The organism is Pseudomonas sp. MF5691, from assembly GCF_016405645.1.
GTDB classification, from domain to species: Bacteria; Pseudomonadota; Gammaproteobacteria; order Pseudomonadales; family Pseudomonadaceae; genus Aquipseudomonas; species Aquipseudomonas shahriarae.
In genome coordinates this window covers 531999-555028 of record NZ_JAEKDC010000001.1, presented here as the reverse complement: position 1 = coordinate 555028, position 23030 = coordinate 531999, and the positions used below count along the sequence as shown (strand labels likewise).

Annotated in this window: 15 protein-coding genes; 5 read left to right on the top strand and 10 right to left on the bottom strand. The window is 60.3% G+C overall.

Going from position 1 to position 23030, the window contains the following annotated elements:
• Positions 1 to 2: 2 nt before the first annotated feature.
• On the bottom strand, positions 3 to 275 hold the full coding sequence (locus JFT44_RS02560) for a type B 50S ribosomal protein L31 (RefSeq protein WP_057958577.1): 273 nt from the start codon (positions 273 to 275) through the stop codon (positions 3 to 5).
• A 233-nt stretch (positions 276 to 508) separates the two neighbouring features.
• Between JFT44_RS02560 and JFT44_RS02555 the strand changes: the two genes are divergently transcribed.
• Both JFT44_RS02555 and JFT44_RS02550 read left to right on the top strand, forming a co-directional pair.
• Positions 509 to 2128, top strand: a complete 1620-nt coding sequence (locus JFT44_RS02555) for an FMN-binding glutamate synthase family protein (RefSeq protein ID WP_057438323.1) — start codon at positions 509 to 511, stop codon at positions 2126 to 2128.
• Positions 2129 to 2140: 12 nt separating this feature from the next.
• Positions 2141 to 2425: a putative quinol monooxygenase gene (locus tag JFT44_RS02550; protein ID WP_057438320.1), complete on the top strand. Its 285-nt coding sequence runs from the start codon at positions 2141 to 2143 to the stop codon at positions 2423 to 2425.
• A gap of 4 nt (positions 2426 to 2429) precedes the next feature.
• Here JFT44_RS02550 and JFT44_RS02545 read toward each other — a convergent pair whose 3' ends face one another.
• Genes JFT44_RS02545 through JFT44_RS02535 form a run of 3 tightly spaced genes read right to left on the bottom strand, consistent with a single transcriptional unit; the run spans position 2430 to position 5324 of the window.
• Positions 2430 to 4019, bottom strand: a complete 1590-nt coding sequence (locus JFT44_RS02545) for a glycosyltransferase family 39 protein (RefSeq protein WP_198830323.1) — start codon at positions 4017 to 4019, stop codon at positions 2430 to 2432.
• Entirely contained in the window at positions 4006 to 4953 is a 948-nt protein-coding gene (locus JFT44_RS02540; RefSeq protein WP_198830322.1) for a glycosyltransferase family 2 protein, read from the bottom strand. The genes JFT44_RS02545 and JFT44_RS02540 overlap by 14 nt, the downstream gene beginning before the upstream one ends.
• Complete coding sequence (locus JFT44_RS02535) at positions 4950 to 5324, bottom strand: GtrA family protein (RefSeq protein WP_057444425.1); 375 nt, start codon at positions 5322 to 5324, stop codon at positions 4950 to 4952. The genes JFT44_RS02540 and JFT44_RS02535 overlap by 4 nt, the downstream gene beginning before the upstream one ends.
• Before the next feature lie 262 nt (positions 5325 to 5586).
• Here JFT44_RS02535 and JFT44_RS02530 point away from each other — a divergent pair, with 262 nt between their 5' ends.
• Both JFT44_RS02530 and JFT44_RS02525 read left to right on the top strand, forming a co-directional pair.
• The gene (locus JFT44_RS02530; RefSeq protein ID WP_115128918.1) at positions 5587 to 6723 is read left to right on the top strand and encodes an OpgC domain-containing protein; all 1137 of its coding nucleotides are present in this window, start codon (positions 5587 to 5589) and stop codon (positions 6721 to 6723) included.
• 62 nt (positions 6724 to 6785) lie between these two features.
• The gene (locus JFT44_RS02525; RefSeq protein ID WP_198830321.1) at positions 6786 to 13274 is read left to right on the top strand and encodes an NEL-type E3 ubiquitin ligase domain-containing protein; all 6489 of its coding nucleotides are present in this window, start codon (positions 6786 to 6788) and stop codon (positions 13272 to 13274) included.
• Between the two features lie 51 nt (positions 13275 to 13325).
• Here JFT44_RS02525 and JFT44_RS02520 read toward each other — a convergent pair whose 3' ends face one another.
• Positions 13326 to 14744: an amino acid permease gene (locus tag JFT44_RS02520; protein ID WP_057958570.1), complete on the bottom strand. Its 1419-nt coding sequence runs from the start codon at positions 14742 to 14744 to the stop codon at positions 13326 to 13328.
• Positions 14745 to 15360: 616 nt separating this feature from the next.
• Between JFT44_RS02520 and JFT44_RS02515 the strand changes: the two genes are divergently transcribed.
• Positions 15361 to 18450: a transglycosylase domain-containing protein gene (locus JFT44_RS02515; protein WP_198830320.1), complete on the top strand. Its 3090-nt coding sequence runs from the start codon at positions 15361 to 15363 to the stop codon at positions 18448 to 18450.
• On the opposite strand, the gene JFT44_RS02510 is transcribed toward JFT44_RS02515, so the two are convergent.
• The 5 genes from JFT44_RS02510 to JFT44_RS02490 form a co-directional block, all read right to left on the bottom strand.
• The gene (locus JFT44_RS02510; RefSeq protein WP_057958568.1) at positions 18447 to 19187 is read right to left on the bottom strand and encodes a hypothetical protein; all 741 of its coding nucleotides are present in this window, start codon (positions 19185 to 19187) and stop codon (positions 18447 to 18449) included. The genes JFT44_RS02515 and JFT44_RS02510 overlap by 4 nt on opposite strands.
• A 9-nt stretch (positions 19188 to 19196) precedes the next feature.
• A complete protein-coding gene (locus tag JFT44_RS02505) occupies positions 19197 to 19667 on the bottom strand; it encodes a CS1 type fimbrial major subunit (protein ID WP_057438311.1) in 471 nt (156 codons plus the stop codon).
• Between the two features lie 56 nt (positions 19668 to 19723).
• Positions 19724 to 20464 (bottom strand): molecular chaperone, encoded by a 741-nt coding sequence (locus tag JFT44_RS02500; protein WP_120734468.1) that lies wholly within the window; start codon positions 20462 to 20464, stop codon positions 19724 to 19726.
• Positions 20465 to 20479: 15 nt separating this feature from the next.
• A complete protein-coding gene (locus tag JFT44_RS28565; protein WP_233098272.1) occupies positions 20480 to 21127 on the bottom strand; it encodes a hypothetical protein in 648 nt (215 codons plus the stop codon).
• A gap of 641 nt (positions 21128 to 21768) precedes the next feature.
• A complete protein-coding gene (locus JFT44_RS02490; protein ID WP_233098271.1) occupies positions 21769 to 23028 on the bottom strand; it encodes a hypothetical protein in 1260 nt (419 codons plus the stop codon).
• Positions 23029 to 23030: the final 2 nt, after the last annotated feature.

Sequence of the window (23030 nt, the reverse complement as noted above, 5' to 3'; positions counted from 1 at the left end):
GTTCAGGCTTCAGCGGGCTTGGGGCTGGAGCCAAACGAGGCAAACCGCTTGTTGAACCCGGCAATCCGCCCTTCGACCTGGGTCTTGCGCTGCTGGCCGGTGTAGATCGGGTGGGACGCGCTGGACACGTCGAGGGCCATGTAAGGGTAAGTGTTGCCATCGGTGTGTTGGTGGGTGCGATCCGTGTCGACCGTGGAGCCGATCAGGAAAAACACATCGGCAGCAGTATCGTGGAACAGCACGGTGCGGTAGTCGGGGTGAATACCAGCTTTCATAGGGCCTCCGGGGCATCTGGGCAGGATTAATACGTTATACAGTAACGCAAATAATGCACCCAAACGAGAACGTATTGCAATACCAAGAGAGGCTTGGGTTCTCTGCGGTTGCCCCGGCAAGGAACTCGACCGTAAGCTGGGCCCCGTGTTGAACCGTGAACCCGCATAAAGAATAGAACCTTGTAGGAGCAGGCTCCTACAGGTCATAGAGCGTCCGAACCCAAGGAAACCGTATGAGCCTGTCGTTGCTTAGCCGTTATGCATTCTTTGCCGTGTGTGTCATTTTCACCCTCGCCAGCCTCCCCTTTATCCAACACGAATGGCTCTGGCCGATGACCCTGGTGACCGGCGTGCTCAGCCTGATCGGCGTGTTCGACCTGCTGCAAAGCCCCCACGCGGTGCGCCGCAACTACCCGATCCTGGGCAATATCCGCTACCTGGTGGAAGGCATTCGCCCGGAAATCCGCCAGTACCTGCTGGAGTCCGACAGCGACGCCCTGCCCTTCTCCCGGGCCCAGCGTTCGCTGGTGTATTCGCGGGCCAAGAATGAAAGCGCCGACAAACCCTTCGGCACCCTGATCGACGTGTACCAGTCCGGTTTCGAATTTATCGGCCACTCCATGCGCCCGGCCCCGTTGAGCGACCCCAGCGCCTTTCGCGTGGTGGTCGGCGGCCCGCAGTGCACCCAGCCGTACTCGGCGTCGGTGTTCAATATCTCGGCCATGAGCTTTGGCTCGTTGAGCGCCAACGCCATCCGCGCCCTCAACCAGGGCGCCAAGCTCGGCAACTTCGCCCACGACACCGGCGAAGGCAGCATCAGCGCCTACCACCGGGAAAACGGCGGCGACCTGACCTGGGAGCTGGGCAGCGGCTACTTCGGCTGCCGCACCAGCGACGGCCGTTTCGACCCCGAACGCTTTGCCGTGCAGGCGCAAAACCCGCAGGTACGGATGATCGAAATCAAGATGAGCCAGGGCGCCAAGCCCGGCCATGGCGGGATCCTGCCCAAGCACAAGGTGACGAAGGAAATCGCCGAAACCCGTGGCATCATGATGGGCGAAGACTGCATCTCGCCGTCACGCCACAGTGCCTTCTCCACGCCGATTGAGCTGATGCACTTTATTGCCCAGTTGCGTGAATTGTCCGGCGGCAAACCCGTGGGCTTCAAATTCTGCCTGGGCCACCCGTGGGAGTTCATGGGCATCGCCAAGGCCATGCTCGAGACCGGGATCCTGCCGGACTTTATCGTGGTCGACGGCAAGGAAGGTGGCACCGGCGCCGCCCCCGTGGAGTTCACCGACCATATCGGCGTGCCCCTGCGTGAAGGCCTGTTGTTTGTGCACAACACCCTGGTGGGCCTGAACCTGCGGGACAAAATCAAACTGGGCGCCAGCGGCAAGATCGTCAGCGCCTTCGATATCGCCAGCGTCCTGGCCATCGGCGCCGACTGGGCCAACTCGGCCCGGGGCTTTATGTTCGCCATCGGCTGCATCCAGTCGCAGAGCTGCCACACCAACAAATGCCCGACCGGCGTGGCCACCCAGGACCCGTTGCGCCAGCGCGCACTGGTGGTGCCGGACAAGGCCCAGCGCGTGTTCAACTTCCACCGCAACACCCTCAAGGCCCTCGCGGAAATGCTCGCGGCGGCCGGCCTGGATCACCCTTCGCAGTTGTCGGCCAAACACCTGGTACGGCGCATGTCGGCCACCGAGATCAAGCTGTTCTCGCAGTTGCATGTGTTCCTCAAGCCAGGGGAACTGCTGACCGGTGAAGTGAACGGCGAGTTTTATTCGCGGATGTGGCAAATGGCGCGGGCCGACAGTTTCGAGCCCCATGAAGTAGAAGCGGCTTAAAGGACAACTGTTGTGTTGAAAGTGATCGCCGAAGACTTTATCAAACCCGAACACCTGGAAACCGTGCGCCCCTGGTACGCCGAACTGGTGGAAAAAACCCGCCAGGAACCGCTGTGCATCGCCTACGACTTGTTCGTCGACCAGAAAGACCCGGGGCACTTTGTGTTTATCGAGCAATGGCCCGACCAGGCCGCGCTGGATGCCCACTGCCAGACCGAACACTTCACCCGGCTGGTGCCGCAGATCAACGCGTATCAGGCCAAGCCTTGTCGGGTGTTGTTGATGGATGGGTTTTAATCCGTCATTGAAGAGGCGGTTTCTGGCAGCCACTCGCCAACGGGCAAATAGCCATAAGCTGGGCTTTTTCCTTACCTACCCTATAGGTGCCAAGCAACTGCCAATGGGCAGGAAGCTTTCGCGTGAGGGTGCCACGGTCCTGGGCATCAATCAGCCAAAGTCGGCCTGAGGCCGTTGTGAGCGATTCCAGGTCATCGACATAGATCTGATCGGCCCTGTCTTGAATCAGTGTGGAAATCTGATACCCGTTGGGACGCCCTGATGTGCCATCCGCGTTTATTGGTGTGTACTGCATCGCAGGGCGTTCGTTCTTGAGGTAATAGATCATGGACAAGTGCATGAAAGGCTCCAGCACCAACACCCCGTCTCCCGGCTGCGAAGTGTGGTCAACATAATCGGCCAGCGCGCCCAGCTGATTGTTTTCATAACACCACGTACACGTCTTGTTATACACATGCCACAAACCATTCAACTCAAGCAGAATAACCGCTGACAAACCGATGACGAACGCCGACTTACTTCGTGTCGACACGCCCTCCAGTGCCATTGCAATGACGAGAGGCAACGCCAGCCCGGCAAATAAAAAATAACGTGGATACAGCAGCGGCCAAAACAATGACACCAGCATGATCGCCGCTATCGGGCACCATACATACACAACAAGAAGTGCATTATTTTTTCGCTCACTTGCATCCCACAGACAAATAAATACGGACGCGATCCACACCACCAAGGCCAGGCCATAACCTCCCCAGACAGGCACCTGCTGACCTTCACTGAAGTTCAGAAAAAACCAAGTCAGCTCGACCAATTCCTTAATACCCGGCTGGGCGATCCAGTCCAACCTCGAATACGTCAATTGATTTAGCAGGCTGGGCAACCAGGGTAAAAAACAAATCACAATCAAACCATTGGCCAGCCACCAACTACGACTCCACAGGTACTTATATTTTATCTGTCGAGACGTTGCCAGAAGCGAAATATAGGCCCAATGGGACAATAGGCATAAAGCCGCGAAATAGTGCGTATAAAGCCCTGCCACCATCAGCAGGATGTACAGGGCGAGCGGAACTTTACTCTGCGGACGGTCAAGCCAGTAGATAAATGCAATCGTCGCGCCCAGCATCAAAGCCCCCAGGAACGAGTACATACGGACTTCCTGGCTGTAGCGAACGGCCGCCGGAAAGATCGCCAATAATATGCTTGCCAGCATTGCCGCACGTCGAGGGAGCAACAGGTGCGACAACCAGATCCCCAGCGCCACCGAAACAACCCCAAAAAACACACTCAGACTGCGGGCGGCAAAAGCGCCATTACCGAACACCTTGATCCACTCATGTAACATCAGATAGTACAGTGGCGGATGAACATCACGGGCCGTATGAGACAGAATTTCAGAAGGCGGCTTCATACTCAGCAGCAGGCTAAAAGCCTCATCAAGCCATATACCTGTTTCAGTCAACTCGGCAAACCGCACCCCCACTGAAACCAACAACACAAAAAAATAGAACGCTATAAGCCCCAGGGAAATATCAATTTTTGTTCGCTTCGAGTTATCAGCACCGCCCATAGTCACCCCGTCAAATTGACTCATCTGGCGTCTCCTGGTTCTTCACTACATTGGCGACTACATACCGCGGCCTATGCTTGGTTTCCATATAAATCCGCCCCACATATTCCCCCAATATGCCAATTCCGATCAGTTGCACACCGCCTAAAAACAGAATCGCCGTCATCAGCGACGGATACCCCGGCACCTCATTGCCAAACAGTAATTTGGCGATGATCAGATACCCCGCGTACCCCAGCGCCAATAACGAAATACCGGCACCGATGTAACTCCATAACCGCAAGGGCAAGGTGCTGAACGAAGTGATGCCCTCCAGCGCCAGGTTCCACAGTTTCCAGGCATTGAACTTGCTGTGGCCGACCACCCGGCAAACCCGGTCATATTCGACGATCGCCACGGTGAACCCGGCCCAGGACAGTACGCCCTTCATGAACAGTTGCTGCTCCGGCAACGCCTTGATCACGTCCACCACCTTGCGGTCCATCAGGCGGAAGTCGCCGACGTTTTCTTCGATATGGGTGTAGGCGATGCGATTGAGCAGGTGATAGAACATCGAGGCACTGTGGCGTTTGAGGTAGCCATCGCTGGAGCGATCACGACGCTTGGCCAGGACCACATCGGCGCCCTCCTTCCATTTCTCGATCAGGCGCGCGACCACTTCAATCGGGTCTTGCAAGTCGACGTCCATGGGCACCACCGCCTCACCGCTGGCGTACTCCAGGCCAGCAAACAGTGCCGGTTCCTTGCCAAAATTGCGGGAAAAGTTGATCAACACCACATCGCTATCGGCCAACGCGATATCCCTGGCGATATCACCCGTGCGGTCGGTGCTGCCGTCATTGATAAACACGATCTCGACTTCGTGATCCTGCAACGACGGTTCCTGGCGTACGGCCCGGTAAAACAGGTGTGTCGCCTGCTCCTCATTGAACAACGGCACGATCAGCGAGAGCTTCATGGGGCGGACCTGCGGAACACCCAGTACTTCGATAGCAGGAAACCGCACACCAGACTGACCAGGGAAAACACCACCACGGTGACCAGCCCGGGCAAGCGCCAGCGATCCGCCAGCCACCCCACCGCCAGGCTCAAACTGCCCAGGCAGAAGATGAACAGCAGGTAGCGGCCCACCGAAGCCGCCATACCAAAGGTGAAAGTGGCATTCACAAAAAACGAAAAGGTCGCCGCCACGCAAAAGGCCAGGAAATTGCTGAAGGCCTGGCTCAGATCAAAGGCGGCCCGGAGCACGAAAAACAGCTGCCAGTGGATCACCGTATTGGCGATGCCGATCACCGTGTAGGTGGAGAACCCCATCCATAGTCTGCCCATGCCACCATCGCGCCTCGTTGCCCATCGCCGTCGATGGGCAAGCAAGCCATGCCGACAAAACCTCGTCTACTGTCAGAAATAACAGGTGGGGACGGTTAGACGACCGACGGTATAATCCCATCCCGAAATTGAGACATTCAGTAATACCCATCCTTTGCAATTGCTTACAAATACCGCCAACCTGCGCCCGCCCGATGCGCGGCAGGACCATTGCCGATACTCACGGGTCACTATTTAACCCACTGTTCAAGAGCCCGCAGCCATGCTTAACGGACGCGACCCGCGCATCGACTTTTTTCGAGGCCTGGCGTTGATTTTCATTTTTTGGGATCACGTGCCTCACAACCCCCTTGGTCAGATCACCCTGCGTAACTTCGGCTTCAGCGATGCCGCCGAAGTCTTCGTGTTCCTCGCTGGCTACGCCTCGATACTGGCCTACAGCAAAGTGTTGCAGCGCGAAGGTTTTTGGATGGTCAGCCTGAAAATCCTGCGCCGTACCTGGGTGTTGTATGTGGTGCATATTTTCTTGCTGGCGATGCTGATGGGCATCGTCTTCTTCGCCAACAGCAAGGTAGAGACCCGCGACCTGGTCCAGGAAATGGGCCTCACGCACTTCATCACCAACCCGCAGCAAGCCCTGACCGATGAATTGCTGCTGCGCTTCAAGCCCAACCTGATGGACCCACTGCCGCTGTACATCGTGTTGCTGCTCGGTTTGCCGCTGGTGCTGCCGGTACTTGTGCGCGCGCCCCTGGCGGTGGTGGCGGTGTCGCTGGTGGTGTACCTGCTGGCACCCAAGTTGGGCTGGAACCTGGCGGCGATTGCCGATGGCGTGTGGTACTTCAACCCGGTGACCTGGCAGTTGTTGTTCGTGCTCGGCGGCGCGGCGGCAATCCGCGCCGGGCAGCCCCATGCACCTGAGACCCGGCCGTTGCAGCGACAACCGCTGTTTCTTGCCGCCGCCACCTACACACTGCTGGCCGGCGTGATTACCGTGTCCTGGCGCTGGCCCGAGATCCACGATGAGCTGATGCCCGCCGCCTTGAGCAACCTGCTGTACCCGATCAGCAAGACCGATCTGTCGCCGGTGCGCCTGCTGCACTTCCTCGCCCTGGCCTATGTCACCGCCAAGCTGCTGCCTGGCCGCGCCTGGACACAAAACTGGCTGGCGCAACAAAGCTGCCGCATGGGTCGCTATTCCCTGGAAGTGTTCTGCCTCGGGGTCTTACTGGCGCCGCTGGCGGATATGCTCAACGCCCAGGTCGACGACGCCTGGCCGATGCAGATATTCAGTGCACTGCTGGGCCTGGCGTTGATGGCTGGGCTGGCGGCATGGCTGGAGTTCAACAAGCAACTGGACCAGGCCCGGCGCAGTGATGAGCGCCCCTTAAATAGTTAGCCCCCGAGCCTGGGTGCGGGCTGATTCCATCTACCTTCCACTTATCGTGAAAGGTAGAGCACATGCCGACTCATCAATTACTCAACGGCCTGTCTGGCAATCTGCAATCGAGTACCGCCTGGGCCCAACAACAGGCGCTGGAGCTGATCCAGCGCAACGTTCTCCAGGCCCTCGATGGCCTGGACACCCAGGAAAAACAACGCTTTCTGCAGCTGCAACGCGACGCTCTCGCAGCCCTGGCGGCGGTTGAAACCGAGAAAGAGCGAGTGGTCCGGGCCTTCAAGACAGACGGCCTGATGCAGTTGCGCAACCGGATCGGCGGACGCGACCCGCAGTTATACCGCTTCGAGACCACCTACCTGGAAAAGGTCGAGCAAGCCTTGCCCTGGGATCGTCAGCCGGGCAGCCACATCCGCGTGCCCCGCCGCTCCGATAGCAATCTGCGCGAAATCGAACACGTCAAGAGCATGACCTTGTGGGAAGCCGCTTGCGTGAATTTCGGCTTTACCTCCGCCATTCGCCAGGACTCCGGCTACAGCCTGGTGGACGCCAGCCGCGTGGTAGGCCCCGATGGCGATCGCAGCCTCAGCGCCCGGGCGTTCATCGCCATCGCCCGCGAGCTGGACCTGGGCCACCAGTTGCAAGTAAGGATCAAGGCCACACTCGGCGAGAGCGGCACGCTGCGCCGGTTGATGAGCGAGGCGGCGCTGGCACTGTTGCGGTTCGATGCGCTGGACGCCTGGCGCAACCGTGCCCACAACGGCATGACCCAGGCGGTATACGACAGCCTCACGGCGTTGATCGAGGGCAACGGGCCGCCCCTGGTCGTCGAGAGCCTGAGCCTGACCTCGGGCGTCACCCCCGTGATTGCCGTGCCCTTTGTGCCCTGGCAGAGTGCGATTCCCGTTCCATTGCTGCTGATCAGAGTGGCCAGCCTCGCGGTGCTGTCCTATTTCCCCTTTCGCCCCGGCGGCGCGTTCCGCTACCACCGCGACGCGCGCTCGGCCGAGGCTGATTTTCGCCAGCAGTTGCTCGACAGTCACCAGCAAGGCGACCTCGGCTGGTTTTCCCGCCAATTACCGCTGGTAGGCCTGTCGTTGTTCCGGCCGTTGCTGACCCAGGAACCACGCCCCGAGGGCATGAGCTGGCTGGCCGGGCTTCTGTATGACGGCTTTCACAAAGCCTTCCCGGAACAGACGCTCAACGACATTCATTTCGCCACCGACCCTGCCACCGGCCCCACCGAAACCCTGCTGCAAGCCCTGACTTATCGCCAGATCCAGCGCTGCCAGGCCGATATCGACACCCTCGCCAACACCCGCTCCGAAGCCGACTGGCAAGCGCTCAAGGACGCCACCGCCGCTATCGCCAACGAAGTCCTGCAACTGTTGCTCACCCCCCTGCCCGGTGGGGTCACGGGGATGAATCGGGTCATGCAACTGGCGGTGCTCGGCAGCATGACCTACAGCGTCAGCGCAGGCCTGGATGAAGCCATCAAGGGCGACGCCAGCGGCTTCGCTTCGACCCTGACCGATGTCGCCGATCTGGCCGTCAGCGGGCGCTTGATCAGCGTTGCCGGCAAAGCCCATCGCCAGCGCATGCTCCACTACCTGCAACAGCTGGGTAACCCGCGCAAGGTCACGCGCCCCGACGGCGTGGATGAATTGTGGAAACCCGACGCCCGCCACTACGCCCATGACCAGCAATACCTGCTCGAAGGTAAAAGTGCCGATGCCCTGTGCGTGTTCACCGTACAAGGCAGGCAGTACGTCAAACTGCACCACGAGCGCCAGACCCTGGTGGCCGAGGTCATCCACGACCAGCACAATCAGCGCTACGTGCTCAAGAACAGCCGCAGCGCCTACAAGCCTGCGATTGTGTTTGCCCCGCAGTTGCAAGCCTGGACCTTCGACTTGCACCACACCCAAGACCTGTCGGATACGCAGTTGCTGCAACAGATGCTGCACAATGGTTCGTCGATCATCTCCCCGGTCGACCTGGAACGGATGCTGCGCAGCACCGCCACCTCCCGCGCCATCCTGGAAAATGTCTGGCGCGGCGCACCGCCCCCCCTGAACCTGATCGAAGGCGTGCGGCGCCTGCAGGCCGATCAGGTGATCCAGCAGATTATCGAACACTTCCACGAAGCCGGTTATTTGCCCCCCTATGGCGATAGCGTGGTGCTGTGCCTGCTGACCCAACTGCCCGAGTGGCCCGCCGCAGTCCTGTTGAGCATCAGCGACCCACAACGCTCAGTGATCGAAACCTTTGGCAAGACTGAACAGCGGGTGCCTGGGCTGACGACCCTGACAATCGTGCGCAACGAAGACGGCAGTTACCAGGCCGAACGTCATCGCGGTCAGCCGCGCTACCGCGCCGCCCCCCTGCTGGACCTGGTCATCAGCCTGCAGCCCGACACCTCGCAACTGGGCCTGACGGAGCAAGCCGATGCCACCCCCGCCCAGCGGATCATGGCAGTGCGCCGTGCCGTTGTAGACCTGGCACGGCGCGAACGCACGGCCTTGTTCGCGGCCCTGGTGAACTACGCCAGTTATGAAAAAAGCGAGCAACTGCCGCCCCCCTCTGTCCGGCGTTTCTTGCCGGTCAAGGCAGCAGAGCCCCTGGTGGCCGTCACCCCGCTGCTGAAAAAAATGCGCGACCTCAACAGCCCATTGTCACCGGCACTGCTCCAACGGCTGTTGGAACAGCATCCACTGACCCCAAGCCAACAACAGGCCTACCTGCGTGGCGGGCTTTTGCCAACGGCCTTTTATGAGTTGTTGGACACTCACCGCACCGCCCTGCGCATCGACGCCGCCATCGACGCGCTGTATCACCCCCGTCAGTTCAACAACGACGCCGATCAATGGGCCAGGGAGTTCGCTTCCGCCTTGATACAGCAACGTCTCAAACGCAGATTCGTCATCACCGAAGTGATCGCTGACACCATCGCCAGCCCTTATGTCTCCAGCGGCCCCGACGACCTCACCGTGGAACTGCGCCACTTCGGCGAAGGCGTCTACGAGGCCTATGACATGCGCAATGCCGGCACGATTGCCGTGTCACCGGCGGTGGACAGCTTCTACCTGGCCATTGGCTCAGTGCTGCAACCCCATGAACGGCAGCTACTCAGCATGAGCAGCGAAACCGATGCCCTGGGCCTGCGCGCTACCCTGGGCGACTACATGAGCAACCAGCGCGGCCCTTCAGGCTTTGTCAGGCTGGCCAACGGTTCGCTGGCGCAATACGAACACACCCTGTCCTTGCCACACAAACTGCAGCTCGACGCCCTGGGCCTGCTTCCCCTCAGCGGCGACCATTACCTGCCCCTGTTTGGCTCCTGGTATCGGATCATCTATGACAGACGGGTATTCAAGTGGCGGCTCATGCACCCGCAAAAGGTCGGCGTCGACACCCCGACCCTGGAGCACAACGGTGAAGGTGCCTGGCGCCTGTCCAGCGAGAACCCGATGAGCTGGGATGACCACAGCCTGCTCTATCGCCTCGGGAGCGACCACTACGCATTCCCCAAGGATATGGCCACGTCCATTCTCGCCCTGACCGACACCCCGCCCCATGTATTGCGCCAGATACACCGTAGCAATCGGGCATCGCCGCCGCTGCTGGCCGATACGTGCAAGCGCTTGCGCATCGACCAGGAAATCAACCGGTTCATCGAGGCGATGTATGCCCTGCCCAGCAACCCTTTCGCCCGTCCGGACCTGCAGTTGCTGGTGATCTCCAGCCTGCCCGGATGGCCCGACACCCATGTGTTGCAGATTGTCGACCGCGATAATCGCGTCACCCACCAATACCCCGAGCACCAGCGGCCCGACAACCAGGTGGTGACGGTCACCGATGCGCAGTTCAAAAGTGCCCGGCTGCTCGAGGCCATCGTCCCCCACGATGACGTTATCGAGGGCCTCCTGGGGCAGGTCCCCAAGACCACCGAGCAGCGTCTGGTCCAACTGGTCACCCGGATCGTCGAATACACCGAACGGGAACGGGCGCAACTCCTCAAGTCTTTGTACCGACGCAGCGAGTCCGGCGGCACCGAGCAAGAGCGGCGTTTCAAGGCCAAACACCCGGACCTGCCCACCAGCACGGTCAAGGCGATCCTGGGCCAGGCCTCGTCACGGGAGCTCAGACAACTGCATAAGCACAACCAATTGAGCCTGCGCCTGGCGGAACAGGCGCGCACAAGTGCCCACGACTTGCGCCTGAACCGTGCGTACGAAGGCCTGTATGTGGATGCCTGCGCCAATGCCGACAGCGACCGGATCACCCTGTACCTGCTGCGACTCCTGCCCGCCTGGCCGAAAACCCTGCGCATTGATATTCGCGAATGGGACAACCAGGGACGCTTGCTGGAAACGGCAGGGCATCTGGTGGGGACATCACGCAAGACGATCGCCAGGACCAACCGGGGGTATCAGGCCTATGACCAACAGGGCGAACCGCTGGGCCAGCCATCGAACAGATTGCTGCGGGTCATTCTCAGTACCTTGTCTGCTGCCGAGCAGAGCTTGCTTCAGGTTGACACCCAAAGCGGTATCGCCGAGCTGCAGTACCAGCTTGCCGAACTGGCCTTCGCCCGCCGTATTGAAATCAAGGGTCTGCTGGACATCCCACACCTGCAACCCTGGATGCAACCGGCGATGGGCGTTGACCGTTCGTTCCTGGTGTATCCGTTATGGCAACGAATCTGGCCTTTTCGCGGCCCCCGGCCACCGGACCTGGTGGCCAAGGTCCAAGAGCTGTACCACCATTTCAACAACGACGATGCACGGCGACTGCTGCAGTCATTGAACATGAGCGACCCAGAAAAACTGCTCGAGCTGGAACGCCGCCAGGCGGAGTATCAGGCCATGGATGTGGAGCTGTCGCGCTGGAGTGAAACCCTGTTGCCGACCGACAACGAGCTCAACGATCCCCTGGGCATGAACCGCGGAAGGCGACGCCATATTGCCTACCAACTGCGCAGCGCATGGCGTCAGGAAAACGCTACGTTTTACATCGCCGGGCTATTCAACGTGCCCTCGCTGGAGTTGCAACTGGACGACGAAGGCTTGCCTCCTGCGTCATTCCTGACGGGCACCACCGGCTTCAATCACATTGAATACCTGCGGATTTCCGGCAATGCGTTCCCTGCGACAGGGTCGGAGTTTCTTGGCAAGTTCACCCAGCTCAAGGCATTGCGCATTGATTGTCGCCTGACTGAACTGCCCCAGGCGATCACCGACATGACCACACTTACCCACCTTGACCTGAACGACAACGACCTGCACTTGACCCAAGAGTCTGTGCAACGCCTGGCAAGCATGGTCAACCTGCAGAAACTCGATCTGAACGATAATCCGGACCTGACCCTCGTACCGGATGTCAGCCGGATGCTGCAGATGAATACCTTGCACTTGGCCAATACAGGCATCACTCAGTGGCCCATCGGCGCCAGCGCCCTGCCAAGCCTGACAGAACTGCACTTGCAGGCAAACGGGATCACCACCATCCCTGAAGAGGTTTTCACCAACCCATGGCTGCAAACTGCCAATCGCAACACCCTGCTCCATGAAAACCCGTTGTCCGCCGAGACCCTGGCGCGCATCGACACATACCGCCTGGATACCGGCATCCGCCTGGGCGGGCAACTTCGCACACCGGCCCATGCTCCCGTAGCGGCAAACGACCTCGACACCTGGCTGACAGGCGTCGCGGCACAAGACGTGCCCGCCCGCCGAGAGCTGTGGGAACAGTTGAAAGCGAATGAAACCGCCAGGGCCGATGATGTGTTCCGGGTGCTGCGTGACCTGAAGCGAACCCACGCCTATCGCCACACGGCATCGAGGGCGCGCCTGACCGAGCGGGTCTGGACCTTGCTGATCGCCATGGGCGAGTCGACGCAACTGCGCAACGCGGTCTGCCTCAATACCTATGGTTCAGGCAATTGCGGCGACAGCGTCCTGTTGGCATTTACCAACATGGAGCTGCATCACCGGATCCATCAGGCCAAGCAGCAGCCAAGGAGTTACCTGGCCGACAGGGCATTGCTGGAGCTGGCCAAGAGCTGCTTTTACCTGAACCAGCTGGATCACTTTTGCGACCGGTTTATTCTTGAGCGCGAGCAGGCAGGGCTTGAAGTCGACCCCGCCGAGGTCACCGTTTACCTGCGGGACAAACTGGCCCGTGAATTCAACCTGCCGTTTTATCCACTGGCGTTGCTGTACACCGTGGATGATTACGTCACCGACGAGGTGGTCAATGAAGCGCGCAGGAGTCTGCGGGCACTCGGCCAGTCACCGGCGTTGCAGGAAGCAATCTTGATGACCGACTTCTGGGTCGAGTATCTGGCCAGCAGCGAGCCGGAAGCGTTTTTCACCGTCAAGGGCACCATCGCTTACAAAGTCGGCGCGCTGAATCAGGAGTTTCCGACCAAGGACTCGGATGAGTATTGGACCCGCCACCAGCAACTGCTCGACGAGGAAACGGCCGAACAGAACCGCCTTGTGCGTCAGTTGACCGAGGGCACGCAACGGACGTTGATGCACGTCTGAAGCGCGACTGGCCTGCCTGTGAAGCAAACAGGCAGGCCAGGGGTCAGGGGATTACGCCGAACGTTGCGCGCCAAGACCGTCCTGGGTCGGCTGCAGCTTGAACACGTAGAACAGCACGGTCAGGAATACCAGGAACACCGGGCCCACATACAGCGCCACGCGGGTATCCGGGAAGTAAGCCATCAGGCCCACCACCAGTACCAGGAACGCCAGGGCCAGGTACGAACTGACCGGGTACAGCCACATGCGGTACTTCAGGGCCTTCTGTTCGGCCGGGCTCAGGCTCTTACGGAACTTGAGCTGGGCCAGCAGGATCATCACCCAGGTCCAGATCGCACCGAAGGTGGCGATGGAGGTGACCCATACGAAGACCTTGTCCGGTACCAGGTAGTTGGCCAACACCCCCAGCAGCAGGGCGAAGATCGACAACAGAAGGGCCTTGCGCGGCACGCCGTTGCTGGAGGTGGTACCGAAGGTCGCCGGGGCCTGGCCGTTCTGCGCCAGGCTGTAGAGCATGCGCCCGGTGCTGAAGATCCCGCCGTTGCACGACGAAAGCGCGGCGGTGATCACCACGAAGTTGATGATGCCGGCAGCCGTCTTGATGCCAAGACGCTCGAAGGTCATCACAAACGGGCTGCCCTGGGTGCCGATTTCATTCCACGGGTAGATCGACAGGATCACGAACAACGCGCCGACGTAGAACAACAGAATGCGCCAGAACACCGAGCCGATGGCATTGGGGATGGTCTTCTGCGGGTTCTTCGCTTCACCGGCGGTCAGGCCGATCATTTCCACGCCGAGGTAGGCAAACATCACCATCTGCAGGGACATCAACACGCCCTGCACGCCATTGGGCATAAAGCCGCCGTGGGCCCACAGGTTGGAAATCCCCAGCGCCACGCCGTCGTTGCCGAAACCAAAGGCAATGATGCCGACACCGCCGATAACCATGGCAATGATGGTGACGATCTTGATCAGGGCGAACCAGAACTCGAACTCACCGAAGGCTTTTACCGCGATCAGATTGATCGTGCCCATGCTGATCAGAGCCGCCAGGGCCCAGATCCAGCGCGGCGTATCGGGGAACCACACGCCCATATACACGGCAACGGCGGTGATTTCCGCAACGCAGGTCACCAGCCAGAGGAACCAGTAGTTCCAGCCGGTAAGAAAGCCCGCCAACGGGCCGAGGTAATCCTGGGCATAACGGCTGAAGGAACCGGCCACCGGGTTATGTACGGCCATCTCACCGAGGGCGCGCATGATCACCAGGATCGCCAGGCCACCAATGATGTAGGACAGCATGATTGCCGGGCCGGCCATCTCGATGGCCTTGGCCGAACCGAGGAACAGACCGACACCGATACAGGCGCCGAGCGCCATCAAGCGAATATGCCGTTCGCCGAGTTCGCGTTTGAGCGGACCGCCTTGAGCGGTCTCGCCATGGGGCAGATGGTTGCCAACAGGCATAGGGGTACAACCTCATTTTGTTATTGGATATGAACCACCGAGTGTCCGGCATCACGGCGGATCGCCACGACGCCCTCCTGCCAGGCTGCCTTTTGGGCAAACCTGCCTGGCCCTAGAAACCGGGCCCGCTCAGCGGGGGTGCAGTATAAAAAGCCATGAGCAGGGCTTTTCACTCAATAAACAGCAAGATTCAGCGAGAACTCTCGGCAAAAGCGCCTTTTACGGAGGAGCATCACCTGGGCAATGTAGGAATTGCCTTCATTAAACGGCGGCGAGTATTGCACAAGGATGGTGCACAGTCATGCCCCTACCTTTGGCGGATTTACCTGCGGGGATGGCTCTAGGACGGGCCTTCCCTGCGGTGTGCTGGCGTGGGGGCTTGTCCCCTTGCCTGACCACCGCTCGCGGTGTTTGCAGACATTCAGAGGGCTGGCTGTAAACAACGGGTATGCACACCCACCCAAACAACTGCACAGGAGAGATAGGTAGATCCCCCCGCACCACGCCACGTGCATTCGGCCAAAATCTCACACTCCACACAAATCCTTCCTACACGCCTACCAGCGTCTAAGCTTCAGACAAGTCCGATCAATCTGCGTGAATGGATCAATCGACTATGGGTGCTTCGTGGCAAACCAATTCGGCCAAGGCTGCGGTGCCAACCGACAGCCCGGATGAACAGCCACCGCCCCAAAAGCCCCGCAAACGACGCTATGCCTGGCGTATGTTGTGGTTGTTGCTGGTAATGGGCCTGATCGCGCTGGGGTTTGCCGCTTCCCGGGAAATGCGCACGTCCAAGTGGCAGGCGCGGGAGTTCAGTCGCCTGGCGGCAACCCTGACCTACAGCGTGCAGCCCGGCCCCAGCGATGCCATCGTCTACCCCGGTGCCGGCCCGTTCGATCAGCGCCTGGGCTACAGCGCCCTGGGTGACTTCTTACCCAGGCTGCTCAAGCGCGATTACCTGATCCAGTCCCAGGCGCGCTTCTCCGACGCGCTGATGAACCACACTCGCCACGGCCTGTTCGTGCCCTATGCCGAGAAAGTCCAGGCGGGCTTGTCGATCACCGATTGCCGTGGCACCGCGCTGTACCAGTTCAGCTACCCGCAGCAGCTCTACCCTTCCTTTGCCGATATCCCGCCACTGGTGGTCAACAGCCTGCTGTTTATCGAAAACCGCGAGTTGCTCAACCCCGCCCAGCCCCAGGCCAACCCCGCCGTGGACTGGCCGCGCTTTGCCAAGGCCGCCTGGTCCCAGGTCGCCAAAGTGTTGCACTTGCCCGGCCAGACGGCGGGCGGCAGTACCCTCGCCACGCAATTGGAAAAGTACCGCCACTCCCCCGACGGGCTGACCCTGTCCGGCGGCGAAAAAATTCGTCAGATGATTTCCGCCAGTGTGCGCACTTATCAGAATGGTCCGCAGACGCTGAAGGCACGGCAAAACCTCGTGCGCGATTACCTCAACAGCGTGCCGTTGTCGGCAGTGCCGGGGCATGGCGAAGTGCATGGCATGGCCGAGGGCCTGAGGGTGTGGTACGGCGCGGACTTCAACCAGACCAACGCCCTGCTCGCCGGCAGCGACCCACAATCCCTGGCGCAAAAAGGCCTGGCCCTGCGTGAAGTGCTGTCGCTGATGATTGCCCAGCGCCGCCCGTCCCATTACCTGACCAAGGGCCGCGATGAACTGGCGCAGCTCACCGACAGCCATATCCGCCTGCTGGCCCAGAACGGCGTGATCGAACCGGCACTGTCCACGGCGGCCCTGGCCAGTCAGGTCAACTATCGGGACTGGCAGCAGCAACCCACCCTCCGGCCAATCGAAACCAACAAGGGCATCAGCGTCGCCCGCAGCCGCCTGGCCGCCCTGCTCAATCGTTCGCTGTACGACCTGGACCGCCTCGACCTGGCCGCCACCAGTACCCTGCAAAGCGATCTGCAAACCCAGGCCACCGAGTACCTCAAGCGCCTGGCAGACCCGAGCGTTGCCGGCCAACTCGGCCTGCTCGGCCCGCGCCTGCTGACCGCGGCCGGCACCGCTCAGGTGCGCTACAGCTTCAACCTCTACGAAATGACACCCGACGGCGCCCGGGTGCGGGTGCAAACCGACAACACCGACCAACCCTTCGATATCAACGAGAGCAGCAAGTTGGAACTGGGCTCCACCGCCAAGCTGCGGGTGCTCACCACCTACCTGCAAATCATCGGCGAACTGCACGAGCGCTATGCCGGGCAGACGCCCGCCGCGCTGAAAAAAGTCGTGCTCGACGAGCAGGACCGCCTGTCCCGCTGGGCCGTGGATTACCTGGTGCAAAACAGCGACCGGAGCCTGGCGAACATGCTCGACGCGGCCCTCGACCGGCAGTACTCCGCCAGCCCCGGCGAACGTTTTTTTACCGGCGGCGGCCTGCATCGCTTCAATAACTTTCGCAACGAAGACAATGGCCGCAACCCGACCCTGCGTGATGCCCTGCGCGAATCCATCAACCTGCCGTTTATCCGGCTGATGCGTGACCTGGTGCGCTACAGCACCTACCAGGCACCGGGCAACAGCGCCCAGTTGCTCAAGGACGACAGCGACCCGCGCCGCCAGGAATACCTGGCCCAGTTCGCCGACCGCGAGGGCAAGACCTTTTTGCTGCGGTTCTGGAAAAAATACCGCAACAAGGACACCCAGGCCCGGCTAGCGACTTTTCTCGACAGCATTCACCCCACCGCCATTCGCCTGGCCGCCGTGCACCGGTACCTGTTGCCCCAGGCCAGCCAGCAGAGCTTCAACAGCTTTGTGCGCTCCCATCTGACCGGGACCAAGGCCGCGGAAAAACTTACCGATGCACGCCTGGAAAAGCTCTATCAAGACTACGGCCCCGGCGCCTATGACCTGCCGGACCAGGGTTACATCGCCAAGGTCCACCCACTGGACTTGTGGCTGCTTGGCTACCTGCTGAACAGCCCCGACGCCACCTTCGCCCAGGCCGTCGCCGCCAGCCAGTACGAGCGCCAGGAAGTCTATGGCTGGCTGTTCAAGAGCCGCCACAAAAGCGCCCGGGACACCCGTATCCGCACCATGCTGGAGATTGAGGCGTTCCTCGATATTCATCAGCGCTGGCAGGCGGTTGGCTATCCCTTCGACCACCTGGTGCCGTCCCTGGCCACCGCCATCGGCAGCTCCGGTGACCGCCCGGCAGCCTTGGCGGAACTGGTAGGGACGATCCTTAACGATGGGGTACGTGAACCGACGCTGCGGATCGACAGCCTGCACTTCGCCCCTGGCACGCCCTATGAAACCCGACTGGTGAACCACCCCGATAAAGGCAAGCGGGTGATGCCCAGCGAAGTCGCCACAGCCCTACGGAGTGCGTTGTCCCAGGTGGTAGACGCAGGCACCGCAAAAAGGCTGTCGGGCAGCTTCAAGTTGGCCGACGGCACGCCACTGGCCATGGGCGGCAAGACCGGCACCGGGGATAATCGCATCGAAGCCATTGGCGCCGGCGGGCGCGTCCTCAGTTCCAAGGCAATCAACCGCACGGCGACGTTTGTGTTCTATATCGGCGATCGGCATTTCGGTACCTTGACCGCCTTTGTCCCCGGCAGCGGTGCGCAGAACTTCACGTTTACCTCGGCGCTGCCGGTCCAGGTGCTCAAGGGCATGGCGCCGGTGCTGACGCCCTATCTGCAGCCCGCTGGCCACACCTTGTGCAGCGCGCCCTAGCCGTTGATCTCGACGACTCTCTCGGAGCTGCCTTCCACCAGGAAAAACCGGTAGGTCCGCCCGGCCTGTTTTTCAAAGCTGAATACCCGCCCCGGGAAGATATGGTTCTTGGTCACGGGGGCGCAGTCCGTACGATCCGCTACCGAACAGTCCTTGAACTCATCCACCACCACGACGGTGTTGCCGGCGTTGCGCAGGGTGTAGGTGCGGCCACCGTTTTCGGTGCGGGTATCGAAACGGCTGTGCTCGGGCCGCACAAAGAACACCGTGCCGTACCCCGACATCACCCGCACACCTGCCGTCAATGACGCCTCATACGCCGCGCGGTCCTCGTCGTTGACGCCAAAGTCATCGTCCTTTTCCGGCGCCACGGGCAAGTAGCGCACCCGGAAGTAACGCTCCCGGTCCCGCTCCCCCATAAACAGGAAGCGCGTGCTTTGCATCGCATTGGCGGGCACGATCAAGCGTGCCGGGCTGGCCATCAGGCCATCGCGCACCATGCCGTCGCCTTGGCTTTGGAGCGGTACTTCGTCGTAGCTGCCATCGGGTTTGTAGAGCATTTCGGTGACATTGATCTTGACGAACGCGGTGCTGGTGCCGCCATTGAACACGCGCTTGAGATAAGTGTTTTTGTCGCCATTCAAGTAATCGTAAAAATCCCCGACATTGATGGCCGGCCCGGCATAGGCATTGAAGGACCACAGCCACGCGCCCAGTACTGCATAAACGTATTTCATAACCACCTCTTACGGTCGCAACGCGTCGAATATCAGGTTAACGCTGCCAAAATAGTCGCCCGGCACGTAGCCGTCCTCCGGCTCGACGGCAGCAATGTCCAACAGCACTCGCTTGCCGACCCGCGCTTGATCGGCGGGCACCACCAGGGTGTCCGTCAGGTCCAGCGCCTGGCCGTTGAAGGACACGTTCAACAGGATCAGGCGCCGGCCGTTGGACAGCACCGGCAGATCGCCCAGGCGCGCGACAATCCCGCCGGCGCTGTTTTTCACGTCGAAGTGTTCGCGCAACGGCTTGAGCGTGCGGGTCACCAGGTTCCACGCCATCTCTTGCTCACGCTCCAAAAACACCGGGTTGATCGGCAGCACATAAAAGTCGGCGGTGGGAATGGTGACGGAGACCTCGAACACCTGCTCTTCACGGATCGCGTGGGCCTGGGTACTGAGCAACGTGACAACCACCAGCAACAGTGCTGCCAACACGACTTTGCAGCCTCTGCATGGGCGGTGCCCGTGCCTATGTGCTCTTTCAATGACCATTAGCCTTTGACCTCATATGGTTTTTTCTCGCTGCCCTCGACCAGAGTGAAGCGATACGTACGCCCTGCCTGCTTGGGGAAGCTGAAGGCACGGCCCGGCAGGATGTGGTTCTTGGTGACGGGCAAACATTCCTGGGCACCGTCGCTGGCGCAGTCCTTGAACTGGTCGACCACCACCACGCTGTTGCCATCGTTATGCATCCCGTACTCAGTGGGCTGATCGTCGATACGGGTGGCAAAGCGCGTGACCTTGGGCCGCACGAAAAACACTGTGCCGAACCCCGCCAGTACCGTGACGCCGGCCGAGAGGTTGGTTTTATAGGCCTCGCGCTCGTCGCTGGAGACGGCAAAATCGTCCTCCGGCTCCGGCATCACCGGCACAAAACGCAGGCGGAAATAGCGCTCTTTGTCACGCTCGCCCAGGTACAGCAAACGTGTGCCTTGCATGCCATTGGCAGGGACGATCAGGCGTGCCGGGGTGGCCATCAAGCCGTCGCGGGCGGTGTTCTCGAGGTTACTCTTGAGCTCCACTTCCTCGGAGGTGCCGTCGGCGTTGTAGAGGATCTCCATCACCGAGACTTTGATAAATGCCGTGCTGTCACCGCCGTTGAAAACCCGTTTGAGGTAGGTACTTTTATCGCCGTCCAGGTAGTCATAGAACACCCCGACATTGATGTTGGGAGCGGCCGGTGCGGAGATCGGCAACCAGCACAGCGCACACAGCGCCAACAGATGTTTCATCTTCATCAGTCTCATTTAAAGTTCCGAGTCCCAGACCACCGTGACCTGGCCCGAGTAAGTGCTGCCACCGCGCTCGAGCATCTGGTCGGCGTGGTCTTTCTTGACCTCGAAGTGCAACGTGCCGGGCCGCCTGTTGACGTAGAAGCCCGGATTGAACTGCTCGGTACCGGCGCCGCTGAGCAGCAGCGGCTGGCGAATCACGGCGCTGCCGTCGGCCCGGTTCAGGCCATGGGGCAGGCTCACGCTGACGTCCAGCGGCACCTCGTGGCCGTCGGTGGTGTTCTTCAAGGCACAGGTGTCGCCGATAGACCGCTCACAGCTCATCTGCATCTTGAAGCGCGACGAGGCAGAAATGCTGAAGGTCTGGTCGCGAAACAGACGCGCAGGTTTGCGGCCCTGATTCAGCCAGGCTTGCCAACCGCCTTGGGGCGCCAGCTCGATACGGTTGCCGTTGGGGGGAACTTCGACTTTGAGGTCATGTTGCACCGCCAGGGTGAAATTCAGGGTCAGCGTAGGGCTGCTGGGCATCATCACGTCGCCCAAATCGAAGTCCTTGCCGGGCCCTACGGTGTATTGATGACTACCGATGTACTCCCCTGAAGACATGCCCAACGGGTTGGGCGTGATGAGTTCATAGGCAAACTCCAGGCTGTTTAAGCGCATGGTGGGAATGTCGAACCTGGCCTGTCTGGCACATAGAGAGCCGACGGGTGTTCGCCAGAAAAACCCATAGGTTATCGTCCCATAAAGGCTCACTCCGGTGCCCAGGCAGGTGCGCGGCGGGTACACCCAACTGGAGCCGGTCCACATTCTCTGATGAGCCTGCAAAGGGGTCACACCCCCTCCGACCAGGCTAATCAGGTTGGGAATGGAATATGTCGAACCGACCCCCATGATCCGTACCTTTAACGTCTCGGTCTCCTGAGTCTGCCGATGCACCACGGTCAGATCCTGCCACTCCGTTGGGACCTTAAACATTGCGCCTTGCCGTTGATCCGTATGAAACGCAGAGATCTGCGTCACGGTCTCAGCCGAAATAGCAGCCCTGAGGCTGAATATGTTCAAGGAGTTACATTGGGCAGGGAATGACACACAGTAACCAACACTGGGCGTTTTGTTCTCGAACTTATTCAAGTGCGGCTGTGCAGGGTCCGGCCGAAACTCAGCATGAATGCTCATCTCCACTGCGATTGCAGGCATTGCCAGCGACGCCAGTAACACGCTGGCCGCCACCTGCGAGCCACGCCCTAGCCACTTCGCTACATTCATGCCGCTACCACTGACGGCCTCTATCTGACGGCAGCTCATATTTGTGAATCCCAGACCACTGAGACCTGGCCCGTGTAGGTGCTACCGCCTCGACTGAGCATCTGCTCGGCGTAATCTTTCTTGACCTCGAAGTGCAACGTGCCGGGCCGCCTGTTGACGTAGAAGCCCGGATTGAACTGCTCGGTGCCGGCGCCGCTGAGCAGCAGCGGCTGGCGATTCACCGCGCTGCCGTCTTCACGGTTCAGGCCATGGGGCAGGCTGACGCTGACGTCCAGCGGCACTTCATGACCGTCCGTGGTGTTTTTCAAGGCGCAGGTGTCCCCTACGACCTGATCGCAGGCCATCTGCATCTTGAAGCGCGACGAGGCGGAAATATTGAACGTCTGGTCACGGAACAACCGTGCCGGCTTGCGCCCCTGGTTCACCCAGCCTTGCCAGCCGCCCTGGGGCACCAGTTCGACACGGTTACCGCCCGGGGGGACGTCCACCTGGAGCTGGTGTTGCACTTCCAGGGCGAAATTGAAGGTCAGTTGGTTGTCAGTGGGAATCAGTACATCACCGAAGTCATAGTCTCCCCGTGGCCCCAGGGTATAGGTGAGGCTGCCGGTGTACTCGCCGCTGGACATGCCCAGCGGGTTAGGCGTACGGATTTCATAGGCGTATTCCATTTGGTAGATACGAAAGTAGGAGATGTCCTGAGTCGGCTGGCGACTACACACACCCGCCCCTTCCGGCACGATCCAAAAATAGGTAGCCGTCTGAGCAGTAGCCTTGAGGTGTCCAGTACTGACACATGGGCTAGGGGCCCTGGCCCATTGATTCCCCCAACCAGAACCTGGAAGCGCCCATGCAGAAACACCGGGCGGGCGAGGCATAGTCCACAGCCCCCCGAAACCCGCAATACGCATCTGTACCGTTTCCACTTCCCCAGTCCTGGTATGGGTCACCTGCGCATCACGCCAGTTCGACGGCACCTGGACCATAAAGCCCTGCCGCTCATCCTGGTGGTTGGCCAGGATGGGGGCGTTACTCAAGGCGTCGAAGGCGGGAATCCGAAGGCTGAACAGGTTCAATGCCTTGCATTGATTTGGAATGTGGGACTCACAGATCGAGCTGATAGGAGTGGTATTGCGAAACGTGTTCACAAAGGGATTGCTGGGGTCCGGCGTAAACACGGCCGTGATGTCCTGGGTCAGCGCCACCGCCGTCGAACTGAACAACAACGTAGCGCCTACTCCTCCCAACTGGCAGATCAAAGTTCTGATGCGTTTCATGGTGGTCGGTAATCTCGTCATGC

Bases quoted from the DNA above. Each gene is read 5' to 3' on its own strand.
- JFT44_RS02530 (WP_115128918.1), top strand. From the start codon at position 5,587: ATGCTTAACGGACGCGACCCGCGCATCGACTTTTTTCGAGGCCTGGCG.
- JFT44_RS02535 (WP_057444425.1), bottom strand. From the start codon at position 5,324: ATGGGCAGACTATGGATGGGGTTCTCCACCTACACGGTGATCGGCATC.
- JFT44_RS02515 (WP_198830320.1), top strand. From the start codon at position 15,361: ATGGGTGCTTCGTGGCAAACCAATTCGGCCAAGGCTGCGGTGCCAACC.
- JFT44_RS02545 (WP_198830323.1), bottom strand. From the start codon at position 4,019: ATGAGTCAATTTGACGGGGTGACTATGGGCGGTGCTGATAACTCGAAG.
- JFT44_RS02500 (WP_120734468.1), bottom strand. From the start codon at position 20,464: ATGAAACATCTGTTGGCGCTGTGTGCGCTGTGCTGGTTGCCGATCTCC.
- JFT44_RS02490 (WP_233098271.1), bottom strand. From the start codon at position 23,028: ATGACGAGATTACCGACCACCATGAAACGCATCAGAACTTTGATCTGC.
- JFT44_RS02555 (WP_057438323.1), top strand. From the start codon at position 509: ATGAGCCTGTCGTTGCTTAGCCGTTATGCATTCTTTGCCGTGTGTGTC.
- JFT44_RS02525 (WP_198830321.1), top strand. From the start codon at position 6,786: ATGCCGACTCATCAATTACTCAACGGCCTGTCTGGCAATCTGCAATCG.
- JFT44_RS02510 (WP_057958568.1), bottom strand. From the start codon at position 19,187: ATGAAATACGTTTATGCAGTACTGGGCGCGTGGCTGTGGTCCTTCAAT.
- JFT44_RS02520 (WP_057958570.1), bottom strand. From the start codon at position 14,744: ATGCCTGTTGGCAACCATCTGCCCCATGGCGAGACCGCTCAAGGCGGT.
- JFT44_RS28565 (WP_233098272.1), bottom strand. From the start codon at position 21,127: ATGCGCTTAAACAGCCTGGAGTTTGCCTATGAACTCATCACGCCCAAC.
- JFT44_RS02560 (WP_057958577.1), bottom strand. From the start codon at position 275: ATGAAAGCTGGTATTCACCCCGACTACCGCACCGTGCTGTTCCACGAT.
- JFT44_RS02540 (WP_198830322.1), bottom strand. From the start codon at position 4,953: ATGAAGCTCTCGCTGATCGTGCCGTTGTTCAATGAGGAGCAGGCGACA.